Raw genomic sequence first — 22,338 nt, 5'->3', positions numbered from 1 at the left:
ACATTATCCACGTTGATGATTTGCCATCTGCGCAGAGATTCATTCCACGTTTGGCAGGCCGCCAGGCCTACCGGACTCATTCATGCAGGCATCATTATTCCACAAACCAATAAAAACTGATCTAATGACCAATCTTCTATTTCGCAAGGTGCGTCTGTTATGCTCGTTATTACTGCTGATTGCAGGTGTAGCCAGCGCTCAGACCAAACCCGTGACCGGCAAGATCACGGATGAAAATGGTAATGCCGTTCCCGGAGCTACGGTGCAGGTGAAAGGCACCTCCACAGGTACGGCTACCAGTGCAGATGGTACTTTTAAACTCAATGTACCTGCAACTGCAACCACGCTTGTTGTCTCATTTGTCGGGTATGTACAACAGGAAGTAACTATCGGTGGCCAGTCTCAATTCTCCATTTCATTAGCGCCTACCAGTACTACCCTCACAGACGTTGTAGTAGTAGGTTACGGTACCACCCGTAAGAAAGACCTCACTGGTTCGGTAGTCTCTATTAAATCAGCCGACTTTAACCGCGGTATCGTCACCGCTCCTGATCAACTGATCCAGGGTAAAGTAGCTGGTCTCATGGTGATTGCCAACAGTGGCGCTCCGGGTGGAGCTACCACGGTAAGGATCAGGGGTAACTCTTCTGTCAGAACCGGTAACCAGCCGCTGTACGTAATTGACGGGATGCCCCTGGATGGCCGTACCGCCAAACCATCTGTAGATGCAAGTGGTCTTGGCCAGACGCCAGACGCTAACCCGCTGAACTTCATCAACTCCTTCGACATCCAATCCATGGACGTTCTGAAAGACGCATCTGCTACCGCCATCTACGGTGCAAGAGGCGCTAACGGCGTTGTGATTATCACCACCAAAAAAGGTATTCCAGGCGAGCCGAAGCTGGATATTAACTACTCAGCCGGTATGAGCCAGATCCTCAAAAAGCTGGATGTGCTGGATGCTGCGGGTTACCGCAGTGCATTAAAACAATATGGCCTGACCGGCGGTGATGAAGGTGCCAGTGTTGACCCAATGGAAAGTATACTGCGTACCGGTACCACGCACAATGTTAACGTTGGTATAAGTGGCGGCAGTGAATCTGGTGTATACAGAGCCTCTTTCGGTATGCTGGACCAACAGGGTATTGTTAATAAAACCGGTTTGAAGAAATATACTGCCAATCTGAACGGACAATATAAACTGCTGGAAAGTAAAAAGTTAGGTGTTGACTACTTCATCCAGGCTGCACATACCACCGAGCAGATTGCTCCGATTACCAACAATGCCGGATTTACAGGTAGTCTTATCGGACAGGCATTGCAATGGAACCCTACGCTCGCACTGAAGAAGCCTGACGGGTCTTTCAACACACTGGGGGTAGGTTCTGCCATTAACCCGGAGGCCATGTCGGCTGCTTATGATGATAAGGTAAACATCAACAGTATCCTGGCTAACATTTCTCCTAATATCAAACTGACTGATGAACTCGAATATCGTTTTGTGTATAGTATCAATCACCAGGTAGGTGAACGCGAAACGCAGTTAGCATCCTTTATCAACCTGCCGCAGATATTCAGCAACGGCCAGGCATATTATGGTACCACTACCCTGACTTCGCAGTTAATGACACATACCCTGAGCTTCAACAAGCAACTGTCTACTGCCCTGTTCCTGAGTGCAGTAGTAGGTTATGAACGCCAGAAATTTGATTATAAAGGAAGGAATCTCGGCGGACTAGGCTTTACCACTGATGAGCTGAAGTACACTGATATTCTGCAGAACCCTTCTCAGACCAATACTTTCATCAGGTCATTCCGCAATCCAAAGTCACAGCTGCAGTCGTACTTTGGCAGGGTGAACCTCAACTTCCTGGACAAATACCTCTTAACCGCTACCCTTCGTTCTGATGGTTCCAGCAAGTTTGGTGAAAATAAAAGGTATGGTTATTTCCCTTCATTCGCTGCAAAATGGAACATCAGCAATGAGGCATTCCTGAAAGACAACAAGACGATCAATCAGCTGGCCTTACGTGTTGGCTGGGGTATTACCGGTAACCAGGAGTTCCCTGCGGGTGCTTCACAGGAGCAATATGTCCTTAATTCAAACGGTACTGCTAATTTAAGTAACGTGGCCAACCCTAACCTGAAGTGGGAAAGTTCCAAACAGTTGAATGCGGGTATCGATTATGCATTCTTCGGTAACAGGTTGTATGGTAGCGTTGATTACTTCTATAAGAATACATCAGATCTGCTGTTCAACTTTCCGGCCATTCAGCCAGCGCCTGCATCCAACTACTGGATCAATCTGCCGGCAAATGTTATCAACAAGGGTATAGAACTGGCATTACGCGGAGACATTATATCCAACAAAAACTTCAACTGGAACCTTGGTGTAAATGCAACTTTCCTGACAAACAAACTGCAGAATTATGATGGTCCGCCGGTACTGACCGGTTCTATCAGTGGTCAGGGCGTATCTGATGCTTATGCACAACGCCTGGTAAATAATGAGCCGTTAAATACTTTCTATCTCAGAAGATTTGAAGGTTTTGACGACAATGGCCAGGGTGTATATACAGATGGCGGTAACACATTGTTTTACAGAGGAGATCCAAACCCTAAGACTATGCTTGGTATCATCAGTGCTGTAAACTATAAGAAGTGGGCGTTGAATATCAGTATGCATGGCGCTTACGGGTTTGATGTTTATAATAACACTGCTAATACCGTATTGCCAATCAACAACCTCGGATCCAGAAACATAGCAGCTGATCTGGTAGGCACGAAGGAAAGTCTTTCTAACCCCATTTCAGTATCCAGCCGCTACCTGGAAAAGGGCGATTTCATGAAAATGGATAATGCCACTATCAGTTATAGTATCGGGAATATAGGTAAGGTGATCAAAAATGCGTCTGTGTATATCACCGGACAAAACCTCTTCATTATCACGAAGTACTCCGGTTTTGACCCAGAAGTGAACACAGATAAAAGTATCAATGGCGTAACGTCTTTTGGTATTGAGTATTCACCTTATCCTACTGCCAGGAACTTCCTCGCAGGTATTAACTTCTCGTTGTAATTCACTGATTTAAAACATTTTAATATGCGACTTAGTAAATTATTCATCATATTAATTACTGCATCAGGATTCGGATTGGCCTCTTGTTCACTTGATGAGGAACTTGGTTCTACCGTAACGCGTGCACAGGCAGATTCAGTTATCAAGGTTCCGGCTTTGCTAGAGGCTGCTTATAATGGTTTACAGTTACCCTATCAGGATCAATCCAACTTCTGGGCACTGCAGGAGATGACCGCAGATGAAGCGGTAGCGCCTACCCGTGGTGGCGACTGGGATGATAACGGTGTATGGAGAGCGTTGAAGCTGCATAACTGGACGCCAGATCATACGTATATCAGCAATACGTTCACTAACATTCTGCAATTACAGTTCCTTGCTACGAATGTATTGAGCTTTAAGCCTTCTGCACGTCAGGCAGCAGAAGCCCGTTTCCTTCGTGCGTTTGCTATGTTTACCGTTCTGGATGGCTGGGGACAGGTACCTTTCCGCAATCCGGGAGATACCCTGCTGAATGCACCCAGAGTAATGACGAGCACAGAGGCGACTACTTATATAATCGGGGAACTTACCGAAATCATTGATGCATTGGACGAGAACGTGCCTGCTTTCACCGCAAATAAAAATGCAGCCCGTGCCCTGCTGATGAAATGTTACCTGAATAAAGGTGCATTTGCCAACAGACAGGCTCCGACATTCGACCCGGCAGATATGCAGAAAGTGATAGAGCTGGCGGATGATATTACGGCCAGTGGCAGGTATAGCCTGACTAACTATTTCGACAATTTTGCCTTTAACAACGATGCTATCTCGAAGGAGAACATTTTCACTCAGCGTAACGGACCAGGTTATAGTACTGTGCGCAGTGGTAATGCTGCTTTCTGCCATTGGGCTCCTACCCTGCACTATAATCAGGATCCAAGTGGATGGAACGGTTACGCAACGATCTCTGACTTTTATGACAAATTTGAGGCGACAGATGTACGTCGCGGAGGTGATTATCCGGGCGTGACAGACAGAAGCGGACTTAAAGTAGGTTTCCTTGTTGGTCAGCAGGTAAATGCAAGTGGTACAGCGTTGAAAGACAGAAAAGGTAATCCGTTGATCTTCACCAGAGAGTTGAAATTGCAGGAAACAGATCCGAATACATTGGAAGTGACCGGTATAAGGGTGGTGAAATATCCGCCGGATATGACGAACAACGAGACCAAGAGTAGTAATAATGCCAATAATGACTATGTGTTTCTGCGTTATGCTGATGTGTTGTTGATGAAGGCAGAAGCGTTATTGCGTACTAATAGGGCTGGCGATGCACTTACGATAGTGAACACTATTCGTACGCACAGGAAAGCCAGTAGCTGGGCAGCTGTTGACCTGGATAAGCTGATAGATGAAAGAGGCCGTGAGTTGTATTGGGAAGGATGGCGCAGGCAGGACCTGATCCGTTTTGGTAAGTTTCTGCAGCCATGGCAGCTGAAACCGAATGACGATCCTAAGAACCTGTTGTTCCCTATTCCTACCAGGGATCTGGCCGTTAACAGGAATCTGCAACAGAATGAAGGTTATTAATAATTTATCAGGAGAGGCTGTATAGTGCAGTCTCTCCTGATTTTTGGTACAGGTCAGGTTATGATAATGGCTATATCGTATAGTTATTCAGGGCCGATGCTGCGCGTATACAGGATAGCGTAGAATAGTTGTATTCTTAATAGTATAGTTATATGCATTAAAACTTTCATCACACACGGATACTGTATGTTCTAAGCATTTGTGAGGAGTGGGATAGATGGTGGCGGGGGGAATGTTGCTGCGGGCGGGATGAAGCCTGAGCGGGCATAAAGATAGTGCAGCGTGGAAATGTGGTGGAATTTTGATGCAGCTTATTACCCGGTTGGGGGTAGAGATTGGTTACCTCCACCGGGAATAGGCATTTGATGTTTTATAACGTAAACGGGTGTAGTTGATTAATAGTTGTTCAGGGCACATCTCAATACTGAACGAAAAATATCCCTCAAAATACCGATGAAACCTCACATTATCATGACGAATGGCTATTTTTAGCTGCTACCGCTTCACTTCCAACTACTACACATTTTTCACTTCAAACTCTCTATGCACACGCCAACTGAATGAAATGAATGCTGTTATTTGAATGAATGTAATGATGTAAGGTTAATTAAAAACACCGGTTTACATTTGTTCTATCATGTTACTGTGAATGGCAGAATAATAACAGCTTTTTAGTTAACCATATCTGCATGCTAATGCAGCAGCATATTTATCTGATGAAAGAGATGCAAACTTACACTTCATATACAATGATAAAGACACTGTTTCTTCATACACTGGGGAATCCGGAAATTGACATAGGGCTATTGGGGTAGCTATGTTGCTTTGTTTACATGGTTATTTATTTAGGGGTTAAACAAACGATGTGTACCCGGGTGTCAGTCCTGATACCTGGATTCTAAAACCTTTGTTTCTAATAAAGAATTGTTAGCTAAATAACGGGTATAGCATTTCAATCAGAGAAGAATGTTTGATGTTAATGAGGGTTTAACACAACAAACACAAGATCATTCCCGGGCACTAATCCTGGTACCTGGTTTATTATTTCTTGTGTGGGAAATTGCTGTAAGGCAGGCTGAAGTTCAAATGCGGAATTGTGGTGTGATGGAGAGGTGGTAGGTAATGTGGTAGGTGTTATATGCCTGTTTGGCAGGTTGAAGGCGGTGTGTTTGCAGGGAAGATACCGTCGCTTGTTCGTCGCTAATTCGTCGCTAGTTCGAAGCTTGTTCTACCCGGCTTCGTCCCTGCTATAGAGGGTGCTTTTTTGTCATTCTGACAGATAAGAAATGTTATTGGGATGAGGTCAACGGTTGCAAATGAGCAACAATTACAGGTCAGGCACCAATTCCAAAAATTTTGTGCGGCGTAATTCAGGCATACATGTGTAGCCGGTACATACTGTTGTGTAAGTGCGGGAGAATGGTATTTAGCGTAGCAGGTGTAAGTGGCGTAGCATGTAGTGGGAATGGCTGTAATCATTTAGACACTTTTGGGAGTCGCAATTATAGTTAGAGAATCCATTGAAGCACCCGGGTGCTATTTCTGGCACCCGGATATTCTCATAGTATAATTCGATGTCAAGATAATCAGTAAAGATTTACTCAATCCGCATGATAGTAGGTTATCACGTTAATCCCGGATACTATTCCTGGTGTCTGGAAATATTTTGTGTTGCGCAGATAGGTAAATTTTATAACAGGAAACAGGGATGAAATGGATGCAGAACAGGTAGGAGGCAGAAGAGGCAGAGAAGAGGTATGGATCAGGCAGAGATCAGGTATGAAGAAGTTATAGAAGAGGTATAGATAAAGCATCAGCGAGGTGTAGGTCAGGCGCAGAAGAGGCAGAGAAGAGGTATGGATCAGGCAGAGATCAGGTATGAAGAAGTTATAGAAGAGCTATAGATAAAGCATCAGCGAGGTGTAGGTCAGGCACAGAAGAGGCAGAGAAGAGGTACAGATCAGGTATGGATCAGGCAGAGATCAGGTGTGGATCAGGTATGGATCAGGCACAGAAGAGGGATAAAATAAGAATATCACAGCAACTGAGCTGGGTTTTTATAGGGACTATTGGTTGAGTGTAACGAGCAGGTTTTTCAAGGTATAAGTCATTTTAGAAACACAGGGTTAAGTCAAAGCTGAAACCGGGGATCATTCCTGATCCCCGGATAGTTTTCAATCTTTGCTGAGACGGTATCTTTTGTTGCGCGAGGTAAGACCGTCGGGTCTTTGCAGCATAGCTCTTCAAGATAGCCGGTCATTTATAGCTGACATGGTTTGCTTAGACACTTGCTTTTTGTAAAGTCTGCAGTACTTCATCCGTGACACCGCCAAATAATGATACACCGGCAGCGCCGTGCTGGATAGCCAGTCGTATACCTTTTTCAAGATCGGCCATGTTACCATTGAAGTCAGGAAGATATAAACCTGCATACAGCGGGAACTTACCATGTAGCGCGCTGACACCTTCTGTTACAGCTTCTCCTATCCAGCTGACATCTTCTTTGTAGAAGCCATGGTAGATCATAGGATTGACAGAATCGAGCGGCCAGTTAACCCAGTCCTGGCGTACAATACGTTTAGCAATATCCGGTGTCGGGAATACGGCAGCGGTAATTGGCTTTTTGTATTGTTTAGCAACGGCTGCAAGATTGTTTACCACATTAGTAATGCGGTTGTACCTGAATCTTCTCCATGATGGAATCTGGTCAGGATGTTCCATTTCAAGTGGGTCTACTCCTTTCTCTTCTTTATATTTTTCTCTACAGGTTTCGCAGTAACAGAAATCGTATTCAGGTAGTTCTTTGGACTGATCAATGCCATAGTTGCTCCAGAGGTTGACAGGTAATACCACATCACAATAGCGTACGTAGTCAAGATGCAGACCGTCTACATAGTCTTTAGACAGTACCGCTTTTGCCTGTTCTTTCAGGTAGTTAATAACTTCCGGTTTGCTTGGGCATAACCAGCGGTAGTAATCTACATAGGGAGGATTTGTTGCACAGGATTCGCCTTTCCTGTTCTTGGCATACCATTCCGGATGACTGGCCAGTAGTTCTTTCTCACCGCGGTTCATCGTCCAGATCCATCTGTGGGCCATGATGCCATGCTGTTTCGCTGCTCTGAAGTGTTTTTCACTGTCTGCCTCGAAAAAGATGTCGCCAATGCCAGCTTTTTTGTAAGCAGCATAGCGCTTTTGCAGATCAGCTGCCGTGTCGTTCTCATCCGGATTAATCCAGACGCGGTGTCTTACCTTTTTAGCCGGTTGAGACGGTGTCTTAGCTGCCGTGGCAGACAAAGATGGGATGCCCGGCTGTATTATAGCGAGGCTGCCAAGACCTACGGATTTCAGGAAATTGCGTTTATTCATGTGATGCGTTTTGAGATATTTTACCTTCCTGGTTAATAGAACAGCGTTGTCTGGAGTTTTTGTCGAGTAGTGTTGCCGTGAACTGGTTTGTAATGCCTTCCATTTGTAAGGTATAAGTTACACCTTGTTCTTTAATGTTTGTATTGGTAATACCCAGCGTTTGCAAGGTAGCTGCATAGCGGCCGTTTTTTCTACGATATTGCTGTTGTTTGGCATATACCTCCCAAAGATGTTCCTTGGCGGCTTCAATGGCAGGTAGCTTGACAGTAACCGGAGTACTGCCTGCCGGTTTGCTGATAAAGTGCAGGTATCCCCATTTTTCAGGTGCGTGCATGTTGATAATACCCTGCGGTGACCACACCCAGTTATGTTCAGGCAGTGGTTTGCCGGTTTGCGGATTTTTACGTTTCACGTATTGTCCGTTTACGATGTCCGTATCCCACTCTACCCTTGAAAAGTTGATTCTCCAGCTGGCACCGTCTTTAGGGGTGAGTCCTTCGTTAAAAAATGCGAAGGCAGAAAAGGGAATGGCCATTTCAACCGTCCATTTTCTGTCTTTGTCTGTCGGGTTGTTTAAGGTGCCATCAATCTGAACTGCCGTTTTAAGTCCTCTGGTATCCCAGGTCATTAAGGCATCGCCGCCTACGCGGTAGGCTTTTGACATGAACAGGTCCATGATGGTGTTATGGGCATTGATTTCAATCTCAAAGTATCTTTCTCCGTCTCCATCAGGATCTACAAATACTTCAAAATCGTTGTCCTGGAAGATGATAGTATCATGCTGGTGCAGTGTTGCCCATACATGTGGGTCTTCCATTTCTGCGAATATGTACAGGTATTGCTGGTCCCACAGCATTTTCATGCGGGTGCGCATGGCAGGAGCAGGTTGTTTATCACCCTCGATATCGGTGAAGTCATCACTCCAGACAGCTTTTGACCAGGCTTCTTCATTGGCCAGGCCGTCGATGTTAATGGGAGCAGTGGTTTGATAGGTATTGTATTGCCTGGGTGGCACATAGGCCTGTTTTTGTTGTGCGAAGGATGGTAGGTACAGGCATACCATTCCCATTCCTGTGATCACATGACGAATAAGTTGAGACATGAGTTAAATATAGGAAAGCTGCCTGCTATTTTTATATTTTTTTCAATGAATGGTCTTATCGGATGATTAAAATGTAAAAAAAGAGCACAATCTTAGACTATGCTCTTATAGGTGTTGTTGCCAGCAATTAATGGGCGGCCATTAATGTTGTAATTTCTTCTCGTTTATAATCGGGACAGCCACCGGAATAGGAGGCGACAAGCGCTCCGATTGCGCAGGCAAATGAGAGCGTATCTGCAGGTGTATATCCTTTGATGGTGCTATATATGAAGCCTGCCAGGAAAGCGTCGCCGCTGCCAATGGTATCAGCCACTTTTACTTTGTAGCCCGGATGCCGGTAGAATTTTCCATCTGAAAACAGGGCAGCACCGTTTTCGCCCAGTGTTACGATTATAGTCTGGATACTATATTGAGAGCTTAGTGCTTTTACCTGTCCTTCTATTGTATCAGGCCATTGATGCCAGCCACCGATCATTGCCAGTTCAGATTCGTTCAGTTTAAGAACATGGCATTGGTGGAGTAACCAGACAAGTAATTCTTTCTCAAAATGCGGGGGGCGCAGATTGATATCGAGGATAAAGGTGCGATTCCCTTCCAGCAATGATTGCAATGTTTGCCTGCTTGTAGTATTGCGGGCCGCAAGGCTACCGAATACGAGGTAGGTATCGTTGGGTTGCTGGGCCAGTTCTTTCAATGCCGGGGTGAAGTCGATATAGTCCCAGGCAACGGGCCTGACGATATCATACTTCATCTCCAGCGGATTATCCGGAGATGCCTGGGCATATACCTTCCCGGTTTCGTGAGCCGGGTCTTTTTGTATAAAGTCTGTCGTAAGCTGATACTTTTTCATTATCTCCAGCAGGGATTGTCCTTGTTCGTCATTTCCTACACTGGATATCATTGCTACAGGAACAGACAATTTCTGAAGGTGATAGGCCACATTCATTGGAGCTCCTCCGGGTAAGGCCTTATCAGGCAAAATATCCCAGAGCACTTCTCCAAAACAGGCTACTTGATATTGTGTCATAATTGATGTGTTTGTGCTCAGTAATAAGATGTTGATGATATAATAATAGTCTTTCCTGCTCAAATTGAGGCATCGAAATTTCAGGAAGGCAGTCATTGTCAATGTATTTGCGCTTAAATAATGGATGATGACAGCTATAAAGGACCGGTGCGCTGGAAAGCGCCCCGGGGTACCTCGTTATCAACCTTGGATGTAATCGGAAGACCGTAAAACGTAGCCTCAGGGCATTACAGATAACTTATAATGCCTTAGATACAAGCAATGGATGTGTCCTCTCGCATTGAAATCCAATGCGGTCAGACAGGTTTAATAATGGTGAATAGAAAGCCGGATTGACTACGTTTTTATCCGATACTGGTTTTTCAGATAATGGATATGGACAAACAGTTGTTACTGACGTGTTTCATTTAAAAAGTAGTTTTTAGCATAATAAAGATGAATGGTTTGGTTAACAGCAGGTCGTTCTGCTTCTCTTCAATATGATACAGTTTCCTTGCGATCAATCTGTATTTGTTGTGTTCGATTTTCAAATCAACGGATCAAAAGTAGAATGAAAAAATAGTAATTGCTGAGGTCATTATGTTCATTTGCCCCTTATCAGAATCTGACTGTTCATTCTGTAATTATCAGCCTTAAAAGCCCAGCCATCGGATGAAGATTTTGTGAATACCGCTCCGCCTGCTGTTAGTAATTTCTCCTTAAACTTTACAAGTACCTTAAAATCTGCTTAAAAATATATTATAACAGGGTGAAATTTAAACGGTCGTTTGATTTAATTAAATGTTTGTTTAATTTTGTGTCAACAATTGGATTTAACACATGGAATACAATCAAAAGCAATTATCTATCCTGGAATCAGCAGAAAAGCTATTCGCGTTGCATGGTTTTCATGCAACATCAGTGAGGGATATTGCTCATGAGGCTGGTGTGAACATCGCAATGATCTCTTATTATTTCGGCTCAAAAGAGAAATTGATTGAGTCTATTTTCCTGAAAAGGATCATCACCTGGAAAGCAACATTAACTGAAACCTTAGCTGATACTTCAAAAAGCTATGTTGAAAGACTGGAATCACTGGTAGAAAGGTTTGTAAGAAGGATAATGAGCAATCCGTGCTTTAACCTGATGATGATGCGTGCACAGATCCAGGCAGATATTGCCGTCAACGAACTAATTCACGAGAATAAGAAAGAAGCGTACGAGGTTATCCGCGCATTCATTTCCGAAGGACAGGAAAAAGGGCATTTCAAGAAGAATGTAGACGTTTTGATGATGGTAACGACCCTGACGGGTACAACGAATCATATCATGTCAACAAGGCATCACTTTCAGCGCATGAGTAATCTGGAACACCTCACAGATAGTGAACTACAGGAATATTTAATTATTCATACAAGCAATCATTTGAAAAATTTGTTTAAAGCCATTCTCCTCCATGAAGCTTAATACGACATACAGGCGGCTATGGTCTCTGGCAGTTTGCGCTATACTGGCTATACCTTATACCAGTTTTGCGCAGGACAAGAAGAGCCTGTCTTTGAAAGAAGCCATATCGCTTAGTATACAGAACAGTAAAGAACTTAAACTCAGCAAAACGAAGATCGACGCTGCGCTGGCCACCGTTAAGACAGCTAACAATGCGCAATTACCTGATGTAAGTGTGTCAGGCTCCTATCTCAGAATAAACGAACCAAATGTCGATCTGAAACTCAAACTAGGTGGCGATAGTACAGGTTCAGGCGGGGGCTCTTCTCCTAAAGTAAATTCCCTGGCTTATGCCATGGCAACTGTATCAGTGCCTGTTTTTTCCGGTTTTATTATCCAAAGCCAGAAAGAATCAGCGCGGTACTTGGCAGAAGCTGCAAAGCTGGACGCGGATAAAGATCGTGAGGCGGTGATACAGAATACAATCAACGCTTACAGCAATCTGTACAAATCTCAGCAGGCAGTGGAACTGGTGCGTGAAAATCTGAAGCAGCAGCAGCAGCGCGTAACCGACTTTACCAACCTGGAAAAGAACGGTATTATAGCCCGAAACGACTTATTAAAAGTACAGCTACAACAATCTAATGTGGAAGTTTCACTAATGGAAGCTGAAAGTAACCTGAAGCTGGCAAGTATCGCTATGAACCTGCTGATAGGTTTACCTGATACGACGGAACTGGTAGCTGATGTGAACACTTTTGAACAATCGGCTCCTGCTGCTTCAAAGGCGGTTACCGAGTGGGAACAGATTGCTTTGCAAAATCGTAAAGATGCTGCTGCCCTGACTATCCGGGAGAAGGCTGCTAATGCGGGTATCAAGGCTGCCAAAGGTGAATATTATCCTTCTATAGGCCTGACTGGTGGTTATGCCGCTATTCATGTGCCTAATGCATTGACTGTAACCAACGCGCTTAACCTGGGTGTCGGTGTGAAATATTCTCCGTCTTCATTCTGGAAATCAGGTTCAAAGGTGAATGAAGCAAAGGTAAGATTACAGGAAGTACAGGTAAATGAAGAGCTGCTGGCCGATAACATACATCTGACTATTAACAGGGCTTACCAGAATTACCTGGTCAACCAGAAGAAAATCGAGGCTTATCAGAAAGCAATTGATCAGGCGAGTGAGAATTATAAGATAGTGAAGAATAAGCAGGAAAACAATCTCGCAACAACAACAGACCTGCTGGAAGCAGACGTTGCCAATATCCAGGCAAAACTGAACTACGCTTTCGCAAAAGCTGATGCAGTGGTATCATATACCAAACTGCTGGAGACGGCGGGAGTGCTTACAGAAACAGGCGCAGAAGCTATCAGGTAATTTTCTATCTCATTAAAGAATTTTAAAAAGTAATAATCATATATACGCTATATGGAAACGCAATCAGCTACAACTACTAATAAAGGCGCCAACAATATGCAGGAGGCTCCCAAGAAGAGAAACTACCGTTTCATCATCGTCTTGGCTGTGCTGGTGATCGGTGGTGGTGCATTTGGTGTCACTAAATATATACACTCCCTTCACCATGAAGAAACAGATAACGCGCAGGTAGAAGCAAACGTGAGTCCTGTAATACCCCGTATCACAGGATATGTAAAGGAAGTGAGGGTAAAAGATAACCAGCGGGTAAAGAAAGGCGATACCCTGGTGATACTGGATGACAGAGATCTGCAGATCAAAGTGGCGCAGGCCCAGGCAGGGCTGGCTGCTGCTGAAGTAAATGTTCAGGTGGCAGTGGCCAGTACCAATGCGGCCCGTTCTAATATATCTTCTTCGCAGGCTAATATCTCTGCCGTAGATGCACAGATCGAAGCAGCGAAAGTAAACGTATGGCGTGCTAGTCAGGACTACGATCGTTATGCCAACCTGATTAAAGATCACTCTATCACACAGCAGCAATATGAGCAGGCACTGGCTGCAAAGCAAACTGCTGAACGTCAGCTGAACGTGCTACAGGAACAGAAGAAAGTAGCTTCCCGCCAATCGAACGCAGTATCTACACAAAGTGATGCGACTGCTGAACAGATTAATGCAGCGAAAGCAATCATTAAAGAGCGTCAGGCAGAACTGGATAATGCCAACCTGGTACTGAGCTACTCAGTAATTACAGCGCAGGCAGATGGTGAAGTGTCAAAGATATTTGTGCAGCCAGGACAGCTGGTACAGGCAGGTCAGTCGCTGTTCAGCGTAGTACTTTCCAATGATGTGTGGGTTGTGGCCAACTTTAAAGAAACCCAGCTTAACAAAATGAAACTGGGACAGAAAGTAAGTGTGCATATTGATGCATTCCCTGGAAAATCTATTGAAGGTAAAGTAACCTCCTTCTCCCCTGCTACCGGTGCCCGTTTTGCATTGCTGCCTCCAGACAACGCTTCCGGTAACTTTGTAAAGGTGGTACAGCGTCTTCCCGTAAAGATCGAATTTAATGATCTGAATCAGGCAGAAGTGAAACAGCTGCGTCCTGGTATGAACGCAGAGGTGGACGTACATCTTGACTAATGTCAGTAACGAATGATCCCGCTGGTGTGGTACGGCGGAGAACTAAACAGGTATTATTTACGGACAGGCATATACACTACTGCATATTTCGTATCACCTGGCGGGAACATTCGGGAACTGATCATCATATAAAAAATTAATAACGTGATACAACAGGAATCATTGGTAGAGTATGGTGCCCGTAGGGTGATCATTACAATTACTGCCATACTTTGTGCCTTGCTGGAGATCGTAGATACCACCATTGTGAACGTGGCATTGAATGAGATGCGTGGTAACATGGGTGCTACACTAAGTGAGATTGGCTGGGTGATCACAGCTTATGCGATCGGTAACGTAATTATCGTACCGATGACAAGTTGGTTGTCACAACAGTTTGGACGCCGTAACTATTTTGCTGTTTCCATCATTATATTTACTATATCCTCTTTCCTTTGCGGTAACGCAGAAACCATGTGGGAGCTGGTGCTATTCCGCTTTATCCAGGGTTTAGGTGGTGGCGCATTGCTGGTAACCTCACAGACCATCATTACTGAAAGTTATCCTCCTGAAAAAAGAGGGATGGCGCAGGCCATCTACGGTCTGGGTGTGATTATCGGACCAACGTTAGGTCCGCCACTGGGTGGTTATATAGTAGATAACTTTACATGGCCTTATATATTTTATATCAACATTCCTATCGGTGTAGTTGCAACCCTGCTTACACTGCAATTCGTGAGAAGTCCGCAGTATGGTGAGAAGAAAGCGGCCAGTGAAATTGACTGGCTGGGAATTGGTTTCCTGGCACTGGCAGTTGGTTCACTCCAGTATGTGTTAGAGCGCGGACAGGAAGATGACTGGTTTAATGATACGACAATACTGATTTTGGGAATAGCGGCGGTACTGGGCTTCTTCTTCTTTATATGGCGGGAACTGGTATATAAGAATCCGATAGTGAATATCAGGGTATTATCGAATGGGAACCTGCGGGTAGGTACATTATTATCCTTTCTGATGGGCTTCGGATTGTATGGTTCAACCTTTATCATTCCGCTGTATACACAGAGCCTGCTTGGATGGACAGCTACACAATCTGGTATGTTGATGATACCGGCGGCACTGACCACTGCGTTCATGATGCCTATCATCGGTAAGCTGCTGGAAAAAGGTGTACCGCAGCAGTATCTTGTAGCAGCAGGTATGTTCCTGTTCTTCGTATTCTGTCTGTGGGGATATAAAATCATTACACCGGATACGGGTTCTGAAGCTTTCTTCTGGATGCTGATTGTACGTGGTATTGGTATGGGTATGTTGTTTATTCCAATTACGACCCTGTCTCTTTCTACGCTGCAAGGTAAACAGATTGGTGAAGGTGCAGCATTTACGGGTATGATGAGGCAGTTAGGCGGATCTTTTGGCGTAGCATTGATTACTACATTTGTATCCCGCCGTAACGAGCTGCACAGAATGGATTTGGTAAGTAAATTGGATAGCAACAACCCTGCTGTCATAAACAGGGTGAATGCAACAATGGCCAGCTTTGTCCAAAAAGGCATGGACCTGAAAAAAGCGGCGGGAAGTGCTTATCAATCCCTGGAGTTGAGTGTGATGAGGCAGGCGACTGTACTGTCTTATATGGATGTATTCCTCTATTTAGGCTTACTGTTCCTGGTGTGTGTGCCGTTTGTGCTGATGGTGAAAGGAAGTAAGAAAGGTGGTAAAGTAGACGCAAGTGCAATGCACTAAAGATATTTAAGATATGTTACTAACAGTGTAACAGTTGTAGGTTTAGGTAATGAGCCGGAATAATCTTATTCCGGCTTTTTTTATTATTACACTTTTATGGATGGAAATGCATGTGGTTGCAGCGTGAGAGTAACGCAGCGTTATATGTTGGATATAAAAACCCAAGGCCTGGACAAGCCCCCCGGGTACTACTTTCCCTCAAATTAATCCCGTACCGGTAGTCACTAGTCGCAGATCGTACCGGCAGGCTTGCCCGAATTGCCGGGACAAGATCATCGCATTATGATGTTGGATATTTATTCACATCACACTTGCTATAATTTCAATACCTGTGGAGGATTTAAACAGTGGTATAATCATTAAGTGCAATAAAAATATAGCAAAAATGATTACAAAAGATACGGTTATGTAAAAATTATCAGTATGATACACTTCCTTTCAATTCTCTGAAAATGTGGGTATGTGGGACGTGAGTTATGCACATTTCCAAGTTTCCCGCAAATGTGGAAAAATATCTACGTGAAAACCTATGCTGATAGTAACTTTGCTGTATTGCCGCCATGGCATTTTGTTTGCCCCGAGACATATGGACAATTACCAAAAGAACGACGGACAATAGTAATGATTAATTAATTCGAGGAAATTAAACGGATCCCAAAAAAGTACCCTTTATGAGAAGAATTGCTTTCGCCTTCGCGCTAATTGGAACTATACTGGCAGTATTAGGTCAGTACTCCCTGATGAATGACTGGACACTCTTCTGGTTATTCCATACACTAGGGTTTGTTGGTTATATACTGATCATCAGTGCTGCTGCTTATTTCTCCTTGCTGTTTATTCACCAGCTGTCAAGAGAAGAGAAAATACGTATCCGCAATAAAAGCTTCTAAAAGTATTATATATATCTTTACCTGATAACAGACGAATTATGGAAGGATTTGATGACCCGTTTATACTAAAGTTTGAATATAAAGGAAAGCCGCATATCCTGGAGGTACGCCCGTGGGTACAGCAGTATAAAGTTGCCTTTAAGGTAACGGTAGAGCAGCATGAAATTACCTTTGAAAAAGACGATGAAGGACAATACAGAGCCATCGCCGATGCGAATGCGCAGGCAGGTGGTAAGATTGATCCGCAGTTGCTACAGGAAATCGCACATAAGATAGAAGAAGCCCTGGACGTTTAGTCCTGGTTGGCTTCATCTATCATCGATTGTTCATCCCAGCCTTGTGCAGTCGGGTTCCACCTGGTTACTCTGTCACTGGACATCAGCTTTTCCAGTTCCTCAATCCTTTCTTTTACTGTATTGATATAGAGCTTTTTATCATTACGAATAGCTGACAATCCTTTCAGTGCTTTGTCATCCTGTTTCCTGAAGGTGTTTGCGCTTCTTTGGGCATGATAGGCCCTTATACCCAGCATTTGCAAGGCATCCGCCCCCATTCTCAAGGATGTATCCAATGTTTCCCTATAGATATGTAACACACCAAGGTCCATCAGTTCATATGTATCCGGAATATTCTCTGCTTTTACCAGCATCTGCAGGTGAGGGAAGTGTTTTCTGACGATTTTTACGACCTCCAGCGTCTGTTCTACAGTATCCATAGCAATGATGATCACTTTGGCTTCTGCGGCTCCCGCAGCGGCCAGCAGGTCCTGCCGGGATGCATCTCCGTAATATACCTTTACACCGAGATTATGCAGCGCATCTACCCTGTCTGAATCAAGATCGAGTATGGTAGCCTGTACCCCGTTTACACGCAGGAAACGGCCTACGATATTGCCAAAGCGGCCGAATCCGGCAATGATCACCGGGTGCTTTTCATGGATCTCGTCTGCTTCGCGGGTATCAGTTGTTTCTTTCCTGTTAAACCGTGGTTGTATCAGACGCTCGTGGAGCAGCAATAGCAAGGGCGTGAAAGCCATGCTCAATGCCACCACTGCAGTCATTATACTGACCGTATCAGTGGAAAGGATATTGTTTTGCTGAGTAAATGAAAGTAATACGAAGGCAAATTCACCAACCTGGGAAAGGGCCATTCCAAACAGCAGATTTTGTTCTATACTTATCCGGAATGTCTTTCCTAATATAATCAGGGTAACGGCCTTAATAACCATGATAGATATTACTAGTCCGAGGATCACCCAGGGCATAGACAATACCAGTTTGAAGTCTATCGACGCGCCTACCGCCATGAAAAACAGGCCCAGGAGCAGTCCTTTAAATGGTTCAATGTCGCTCTCCAGCTCATGGCGGTATTCACTGTTGGCTAGTACTACACCTCCCAGAAAAGCGCCCAGTGCCGGGCTTAAGCCTACAAGGCTCATAAGTACTGATATTGACACTACCAGCAATAGTGCAAAGGCGGTAAACAGTTCTCTTACCCGTGCCCTGGCAACCACCCGCAGTAAGGGGCGTACCAGGTATCTGCCGGCAACAATAATAACGGTTACAGCGCCTAATACTACCAATGTCTGCGCCCACGCCGGAAGATCGTCGCGTAAGGTATGTTCGTGCGATGCCGTATCGCCAGACGCTGTTCCTGCCAGTAATGGAAAGATTGCCAGCATTGGGATAACAGCGATATCCTGGAATAAGAGTACAGAAAAGGCGCTTTGGCCAGCGGATGATGACAACTGTCCTTTTTCCTTGAGACTTTGGAGCACAATAGCCGTAGAAGACAGTGAAAGGATCATGCCCAGCGCCAGTGATACGTTTAGTGGTTGTCCCAGCAGCAGGGCCAGTCCTGTAGCCAGTGCAGTGGTAATCAGCACTTGTAGGCCGCCTAGTCCGAGTATAGGAGCCCGCATATTCCAAAGCAAGGCAGGCTCCAGTTCAATACCGATCAGGAAGAGCATCATGACTACACCAAATTCGGCAAAGTGCATAATATCCTGGCCTTCCTGCCCGATAAAGCCCATCAGGGAAGGGCCAATCACCACACCAGCAAGCAGGTAACCGAGCACGGAGCCTAATCCGAGTTTTCTGGCAATAGGAATAAATATCACTGCTGCTGCCAGATAGATCATTGCTATAAAGAAATAAGAGTGCTCCATGTCATTGAATTTTTAGTTGTCCATCCCGGAGTTGCTCCAGCATATGTTTATAAGAAATAGCCTGCTCGACGATGCTGTCGTGAGTAAGTCTGTGGGTACCGTAGATAACATACGGATCCAGGTACTGCATGTTGCACAGGGCCGCAGTCTGTTGAAATGGAAGCAGGAAATCCCTGATAGTATGGTGATGCCATCCGTCTTTCTGATAAGCAGCTTCCTGGGCACCGGCAGTGACTATATTTCCGGCAAATTTACCTCTCAGGGCAGTGCCGGTATGGCCATAAGCCCAGCCATGTTCCAGTACAAGGTCCATCCATTGCTTAATAATAGCTGGAGCGCTGTACCAGTAAAACGGATGCTGAAACAAAATAATATCATGTTGTAATAGCAGTGATTGTTCCTGCCTTACATCAATATTAAAGTCTGGATATACTTCATAAAGATCATGTAGTGTAATGCCTTGCATACCGCGTATAGCAGCAATTAATTGAGCATGCACCCTCGACTTTTCCAAGGCAGGATGCGCGAATAATATTAGAATTTTGGCCATAGACCGGATTAGATTGATAGTCAGGGATCAGGAATACTCCTGTAATAGTAGTCTGTACTGGTTCAGAATGCCTGATTTTGAAACAAAGCCGACGAGTTTATTGTCGTTTACAACTGGCAGGTTCCAGGCATTTACCTCATCGAACTTGCTGATTACATCAGCGACATTCTCCTGAAGGTCAATGATCGCTAACGGAGGTTTCATTAATTGCCTTACAGTAGTGGTGTCATACCGGGCTGCATTGAACATGATCGGCCGGATATCGTCAAGGGTGATCACCCCTTCCAGCCGGCCTTCGGCATTCAGTACGCCTATCATATTCCGGTGCCCTTGTTTTACTAATTCGATCAGCTCCCTCAGTGTTTTTTCAGGAGAAATAGTCTGTACATCTTTTTCTACCAGGGTATCCAGTTTTAATAGTGACAGGATATTTTTGTCATGAGCTTTGGTAAATATCTTGCCCTTGTCAGCAAGGTGTTTGAGCTCGGGAGATATGGGCGAAAACCATTTTGCCAGCAGGAATGAAGTGGTGGATACGATCATCAGCGGTATGAACAGATCATATCCTGAGCTGGACTCTGCGATGAGAAATATAGCAGTCAGCGGGGCGTACATCACACCACTCATCACCCCTGCCATACCGACAATAACCAGGTTGGTAAATGGAACATCCTCAAAGCCGAGGTGTGTGCATAACAGGGCAAAAAAGTATCCCAGAAATCCACCCGCAAACAGAGAAGGAGCAAAGTTACCGCCATTACCACCGCTATGAATAGTGAAGGCAGTAGCAAATACTTTCAGCAGGCAGGTAAATCCTGTAAATACAAGCAGCATCCAGCTCTGGGAAGGGAAGTATCGAAAAAAGCTGTTTTTGATAATTTCCTCAGAAAAGCCGCCGGCCAGCTGTTTGACACTGGTATACCCCTCGCCAAATAGTGGCGGCATTAATACGCAAAGGCAGGATACTACCAGTCCGCCCATAATGGCCTTCTGCAAAGCCGACCATTTCAAACTGGCCATAAAATGTTCAATGCGCTGCGACACCACGATAAAGTAGCGGGCGTAAAGTGCGCTGAGTAATCCCAGGCCTATATAGAAAGGAACGTTGTAGTAGTTAAAGGCCTGTCTGGTTTCAAAGTGAAACAGTACCTCTTCCTGTAAAATTATCTTGGAAAGCAGGCTACCACATACTGCCGCCAGAATAAGGGGCATGAAGTCTGAAAATACAACTCCGGTAAGTAGTATTTCAAAAGCAAACATAACACCTGCTATTGGTGCATTGAATGCAGCAGCAATACCAGCAGTAGCGCCGGCAGCTAGCAAAAGTGTTCTTTCCTTGTATCCCAGGTGGTAATTGTGCGCATAGTTGCTGCCAATGGCCGCTCCGGTTACAGCAATAGGGCTTTCAAGACCAGCAGAACCGCCTAAGCCTACCGTAATAGCACTCTGCATAATCTGAGAGTACATTTTTACCGGGGGGATCAGGCTGGAATTTTGGGCAATTTCATGTAGAATGAGCCCTATCCCTTTTCTTGACTGTCCTTTGAAAAACCATATCACCAGTATTGCAGTAAGCACAATACCCAGGAAGGGGAATAGCGCGTAGAATATAAGCTGTGTACTGAAATGTACCTTATGAGTAATAAAGTAATGAATATAGTGTACCAGCACTTTCAGTACTACACCAGCCATACCGGCTACCAGACCTACAATAATACCAGAGAGTATAAGGAATTGGCTTCTGCTTAATACTTTGTGCAGCCAGTGTATAATAATTTCATAGCTTCTTACTTTGCGTAAGCTGTAACGCTCAAAATCCCGTTTAAACTTGAAAAATGAGTGATATTGTTTGATCGTCTTGAATTGGCTCATGGCAAATGCTTTCTTTGTATCATAATTCAATCAGTGCATACACCTTGTCGTTCATGTACTTGCCACCAGGATGACGAGCCGTATAGTCAAGGTTTATCCAGTATTCGCCTTTCATTTCGTGGTAGTGGATCTCTTTAACCGGTGGATTGGGAAACAGCGTTACAATGGCTTGCTTCATGATCTCGAAGTCTTCTTTACTGCCGCAATAGAGTTCTGGGTAGGCATGACCCTGTATCAGAACAATACGGCAGCGTGCTCCTATAGATTGCATGCAGGAAGCCATCAGGATAGAATGGTCATCACAGTCTCCACCAAGCCCATTCTGAATGGTTTCCATGGGAGTTGCGAAGTATTCGTCACGATGTGTATCAGGAACATATTTGAAGTTCCTGTTCAGGTAGTGGAACAAGGCCAGGTACCGGGAGATCTTCCCATATTTAGGGAAATATTCGTCAAATTCCTTGAGTGAGTGTGCAACAGAGAAGTTTCTTACAAGCGAGTCTTTGTAGTTTACCTTATCACGGATACCTCGTACAGTTTTATCCCGGTAGGTTTCAACCTTTCTGGGATAAAGACTGAGGATGTCGAATTGTTTATTGTTTTTCGCTCCCCAGTTTCCCTGTACCATACCCTTGTAGTCGTTCAGTACATTAATGAAGGAGTAATTGTCATTAAAGTAATTAATGCCAAATATGGTGCAAATAAGGATAAATGCCGGGACAATCAGCGGTCTGAATATCCATAACAGTAAGCGTGTAAACAGGAAAGTAGCCAATACAGCTACAACCATGTCCATATGCCAGCCATTCAGGACTAAATGAGGGATATAGCGGTTCAGATACGGCGCTAATGGTATAATAGTCAGGAGGCTCAGTACATTGAGCAAAAATCGCTGGAATGTAGTGTATTTGCTTTCATCAATAGCCATTATGATATGCAATAACGCAAAATTATGCCAGATGAGTAACAAAAAGTTACAGACACAGGCATTTCCAGCCATTTTTTACTA

General features: G+C 44.5%; 15 protein-coding genes. 8 read left to right on the top strand and 7 right to left on the bottom strand.

The window, feature by feature from the left end; genetic code table 11:
- Nucleotides 1–124: 124 nt before the first annotated feature.
- Together K1Y79_RS16430 and K1Y79_RS16425 are read left to right on the top strand one after the other, a co-directional pair.
- Nucleotides 125–3,079, top strand: coding sequence for a SusC/RagA family TonB-linked outer membrane protein (locus K1Y79_RS16430; RefSeq protein WP_220251257.1), 2,955 nt, complete (start codon nt 125–127; stop codon nt 3,077–3,079).
- A 24-nt stretch (nt 3,080–3,103) separates the two neighbouring features.
- The gene (locus tag K1Y79_RS16425; protein WP_220251256.1) at nt 3,104–4,645 is read left to right on the top strand and encodes a RagB/SusD family nutrient uptake outer membrane protein; all 1,542 of its coding nucleotides are present in this window, start codon (nt 3,104–3,106) and stop codon (nt 4,643–4,645) included.
- 2,280 nt (nt 4,646–6,925) lie between these two features.
- Here the strand turns inward: K1Y79_RS16425 and K1Y79_RS16420 are convergent.
- From K1Y79_RS16420 to K1Y79_RS16410, 3 genes are all read right to left on the bottom strand, one after another.
- The gene (locus K1Y79_RS16420; RefSeq protein ID WP_220251255.1) at nt 6,926–8,014 is read right to left on the bottom strand and encodes a family 10 glycosylhydrolase; all 1,089 of its coding nucleotides are present in this window, start codon (nt 8,012–8,014) and stop codon (nt 6,926–6,928) included.
- Nucleotides 8,007–9,116, bottom strand: a complete 1,110-nt coding sequence (locus K1Y79_RS16415; protein WP_220251254.1) for a carbohydrate-binding family 9-like protein — start codon at nt 9,114–9,116, stop codon at nt 8,007–8,009. The genes K1Y79_RS16420 and K1Y79_RS16415 overlap by 8 nt, the downstream gene beginning before the upstream one ends.
- 127 nt (nt 9,117–9,243) lie before the next feature.
- On the bottom strand, nt 9,244–10,143 hold the full coding sequence (locus K1Y79_RS16410) for a carbohydrate kinase family protein (protein WP_220251253.1): 900 nt from the start codon (nt 10,141–10,143) through the stop codon (nt 9,244–9,246).
- A gap of 819 nt (nt 10,144–10,962) precedes the next feature.
- On the opposite strand from K1Y79_RS16410, the gene K1Y79_RS16405 reads away from it, so the two are divergent.
- The 6 genes from K1Y79_RS16405 to K1Y79_RS16380 all read left to right on the top strand — a co-directional run bounded on the left by K1Y79_RS16405 (nt 10,963) and on the right by K1Y79_RS16380 (nt 17,036).
- Nucleotides 10,963–11,589: a TetR/AcrR family transcriptional regulator gene (locus K1Y79_RS16405; RefSeq protein ID WP_220251252.1), complete on the top strand. Its 627-nt coding sequence runs from the start codon at nt 10,963–10,965 to the stop codon at nt 11,587–11,589.
- The gene (locus K1Y79_RS16400) at nt 11,579–12,946 is read left to right on the top strand and encodes a TolC family protein (protein WP_220251251.1); all 1,368 of its coding nucleotides are present in this window, start codon (nt 11,579–11,581) and stop codon (nt 12,944–12,946) included. The genes K1Y79_RS16405 and K1Y79_RS16400 overlap by 11 nt, the downstream gene beginning before the upstream one ends.
- Nucleotides 12,947–12,997: 51 nt before the next feature.
- The gene (locus K1Y79_RS16395) at nt 12,998–14,125 is read left to right on the top strand and encodes an HlyD family secretion protein (RefSeq protein ID WP_220251250.1); all 1,128 of its coding nucleotides are present in this window, start codon (nt 12,998–13,000) and stop codon (nt 14,123–14,125) included.
- A 144-nt stretch (nt 14,126–14,269) separates the two neighbouring features.
- Nucleotides 14,270–15,850: a DHA2 family efflux MFS transporter permease subunit gene (locus K1Y79_RS16390; protein ID WP_220251249.1), complete on the top strand. Its 1,581-nt coding sequence runs from the start codon at nt 14,270–14,272 to the stop codon at nt 15,848–15,850.
- Between the two features lie 671 nt (nt 15,851–16,521).
- Nucleotides 16,522–16,740 carry a hypothetical protein gene (locus tag K1Y79_RS16385; RefSeq protein WP_220251248.1) on the top strand — a complete coding sequence of 73 codons (219 nt, stop codon included), beginning with the start codon at nt 16,522–16,524 and terminating at the stop codon, nt 16,738–16,740.
- Nucleotides 16,741–16,778: 38 nt separating this feature from the next.
- Complete coding sequence (locus tag K1Y79_RS16380; RefSeq protein WP_220251247.1) at nt 16,779–17,036, top strand: hypothetical protein; 258 nt, start codon at nt 16,779–16,781, stop codon at nt 17,034–17,036.
- Here the strand turns inward: K1Y79_RS16380 and K1Y79_RS16375 are convergent.
- From K1Y79_RS16375 to K1Y79_RS16360, 4 genes are read right to left on the bottom strand one after another with little or no spacing between them, the layout of a single operon-like run.
- Nucleotides 17,033–18,907 carry a monovalent cation:proton antiporter-2 (CPA2) family protein gene (locus K1Y79_RS16375; protein WP_220251246.1) on the bottom strand — a complete coding sequence of 625 codons (1,875 nt, stop codon included), beginning with the start codon at nt 18,905–18,907 and terminating at the stop codon, nt 17,033–17,035. The two genes, K1Y79_RS16380 and K1Y79_RS16375, sit on opposite strands and share 4 nt — an antisense overlap.
- A 1-nt stretch (nt 18,908) precedes the next feature.
- Nucleotides 18,909–19,457, bottom strand: a complete 549-nt coding sequence (gene kefF, locus K1Y79_RS16370) for a glutathione-regulated potassium-efflux system oxidoreductase KefF (RefSeq protein ID WP_220251245.1) — start codon at nt 19,455–19,457, stop codon at nt 18,909–18,911.
- Nucleotides 19,458–19,484: 27 nt separating this feature from the next.
- The gene (locus K1Y79_RS16365; RefSeq protein ID WP_220251244.1) at nt 19,485–21,329 is read right to left on the bottom strand and encodes a chloride channel protein; all 1,845 of its coding nucleotides are present in this window, start codon (nt 21,327–21,329) and stop codon (nt 19,485–19,487) included.
- 19 nt (nt 21,330–21,348) lie between these two features.
- Nucleotides 21,349–22,257 carry a transglutaminase-like domain-containing protein gene (locus K1Y79_RS16360; protein ID WP_220251243.1) on the bottom strand — a complete coding sequence of 303 codons (909 nt, stop codon included), beginning with the start codon at nt 22,255–22,257 and terminating at the stop codon, nt 21,349–21,351.
- Nucleotides 22,258–22,338 lie beyond the last annotated feature (81 nt).

Origin of the sequence: Chitinophaga rhizophila, assembly GCF_019492185.1 — a bacterium.
GTDB lineage: Bacteria > Bacteroidota > Bacteroidia > Chitinophagales > Chitinophagaceae > Chitinophaga > Chitinophaga rhizophila.
Note: the sequence above shows the minus strand (reverse complement) of the source record. Positions and strands in the feature narration are given on the sequence as shown.

Excerpts from the sequence above, each read along its gene's own strand:
- K1Y79_RS16430 (WP_220251257.1), top strand. The coding sequence starts at position 125 with ATGACCAATCTTCTATTTCGCAAGGTGCGTCTGTTATGCTCGTTATTA.
- K1Y79_RS16425 (WP_220251256.1), top strand. The coding sequence starts at position 3,104 with ATGCGACTTAGTAAATTATTCATCATATTAATTACTGCATCAGGATTC.
- K1Y79_RS16420 (WP_220251255.1), bottom strand. The coding sequence starts at position 8,014 with ATGAATAAACGCAATTTCCTGAAATCCGTAGGTCTTGGCAGCCTCGCT.
- K1Y79_RS16415 (WP_220251254.1), bottom strand. The coding sequence starts at position 9,116 with ATGTCTCAACTTATTCGTCATGTGATCACAGGAATGGGAATGGTATGC.
- K1Y79_RS16410 (WP_220251253.1), bottom strand. The coding sequence starts at position 10,143 with ATGACACAATATCAAGTAGCCTGTTTTGGAGAAGTGCTCTGGGATATT.
- K1Y79_RS16405 (WP_220251252.1), top strand. The coding sequence starts at position 10,963 with ATGGAATACAATCAAAAGCAATTATCTATCCTGGAATCAGCAGAAAAG.
- K1Y79_RS16400 (WP_220251251.1), top strand. The coding sequence starts at position 11,579 with ATGAAGCTTAATACGACATACAGGCGGCTATGGTCTCTGGCAGTTTGC.
- K1Y79_RS16395 (WP_220251250.1), top strand. The coding sequence starts at position 12,998 with ATGGAAACGCAATCAGCTACAACTACTAATAAAGGCGCCAACAATATG.
- K1Y79_RS16385 (WP_220251248.1), top strand. The coding sequence starts at position 16,522 with ATGAGAAGAATTGCTTTCGCCTTCGCGCTAATTGGAACTATACTGGCA.
- K1Y79_RS16380 (WP_220251247.1), top strand. The coding sequence starts at position 16,779 with ATGGAAGGATTTGATGACCCGTTTATACTAAAGTTTGAATATAAAGGA.
- K1Y79_RS16375 (WP_220251246.1), bottom strand. The coding sequence starts at position 18,907 with ATGGAGCACTCTTATTTCTTTATAGCAATGATCTATCTGGCAGCAGCA.
- kefF (WP_220251245.1), bottom strand. The coding sequence starts at position 19,457 with ATGGCCAAAATTCTAATATTATTCGCGCATCCTGCCTTGGAAAAGTCG.
- K1Y79_RS16365 (WP_220251244.1), bottom strand. The coding sequence starts at position 21,329 with ATGAGCCAATTCAAGACGATCAAACAATATCACTCATTTTTCAAGTTT.
- K1Y79_RS16360 (WP_220251243.1), bottom strand. The coding sequence starts at position 22,257 with ATGGCTATTGATGAAAGCAAATACACTACATTCCAGCGATTTTTGCTC.